This is a genomic window from Dethiosulfovibrio faecalis, assembly GCF_021568795.1.
Classification (GTDB): Bacteria; Synergistota; Synergistia; order Synergistales; family Dethiosulfovibrionaceae; genus Dethiosulfovibrio; species Dethiosulfovibrio faecalis.
In genome coordinates this window covers 1-1117 of record NZ_JAKGUE010000036.1, presented here as the reverse complement: position 1 = coordinate 1117, position 1117 = coordinate 1, and the positions used below count along the sequence as shown (strand labels likewise).

The following is a 1117-nucleotide window of genomic DNA, read 5'->3' as shown; positions in this document are numbered from 1 at the left end:
TATAGTGGACCCGGAAAAATGGACCACCGAGTAAGTTGCTAGGTTAAGGTCAAGAACAGGCTGCTGTATCATAGGTCTCAGAAAGAGGGGGACATAATGGCAGCCAAGCGACAACGACGTTCACCGGAATTCAAGACCAAAGTAGCCCTGGCAGCGCTGAAGGGAGATAAGACCCTAGTGCAGCTCTCCAGTGATTTTGGAGTCTCCACAGTTCAGATCGGACAGTGGAAAAAACAGTTACTACAAGGGCTCCCGGAGATCTTTCAGCGTAAGGGAAGCCCTGTAGATGTCGACGCCATAACAGCCCCTCTCTACCAGGAAATCGGTCGGCTCAAAGTAGAGCTGGACTGGCTTAAAAAAAAATCAGGTGTTGACTCTTGAGGAAAAACGGGCCTGTGTGGAACCGAATCATCCTCAGATCAGTGTTCGCAGACAATGTGATCTTCTCTGTTTGAACCGTTCCAGCTTTTACTCTCCCCCGACGTTTGGGAGAGAGAGTTTAGAGAACCTGGAGATCATGGAATGTATAGATAAACAGTACACTGACATCCCAACCTACGGGAGCAGGCGAATGACCGCCTGGCTTCGTCGTGAGGGATACGACGTGAATCGCAAGAGAGTCCAACGCCTGATGAGGCTCATGGGCCTAGAAGGGCTAGCTCCCAAACCGGGGACCAGTAGACCTCATCCGGAACGGGAGGTGTATCCCTACCTGCTCCGAAACGTAAAGGTGGGGAAGCCCAACCAGGTCTGGAGTACGGATATCACGTACTGTAGACTCACCTGTGGGTTCATGTATCTCGTAGCCGTTATCGACTGGTACAGCCGCTATATCCTCTCCTGGGAGCTATCCAATACTCTTGACGCTGAATTCTGCATCGTGGCTTTGAAGAAAGCTCTGGAGATGGGCAAGCCAGAGATCTTCAATACCGACCAAGGCTGTCAGTTCACCAGCAAGGCCTTTCTGAAGCCTCTGAAGGAACGTTCCATCAGCATCAGTATGGACGGTCGCGGCAGGGCTCTGGACAATATTTTCGTCGAACGGTTCTGGCGGACGCTCAAATACGAGTGGTTGTACCTGAATGAATATGAGCGGGTCGCCGATCTATCTCGAGAC

Annotated in this window: 2 protein-coding genes; both read left to right on the top strand. The window is 51.4% G+C overall.

Annotated elements, in window-relative coordinates; translation table 11 throughout:
- Positions 1–96: 96 nt before the first annotated feature.
- Positions 97–381 carry a transposase gene (locus tag L2W58_RS12965; RefSeq protein ID WP_236100261.1) on the top strand — a complete coding sequence of 95 codons (285 nt, stop codon included), beginning with the start codon at positions 97–99 and terminating at the stop codon, positions 379–381.
- On the top strand, positions 368–1117 hold a 750-nt coding region (locus tag L2W58_RS12960; RefSeq protein ID WP_338033094.1), incomplete at its 3' end, for an IS3 family transposase. The genes L2W58_RS12965 and L2W58_RS12960, both read left to right, overlap by 14 nt.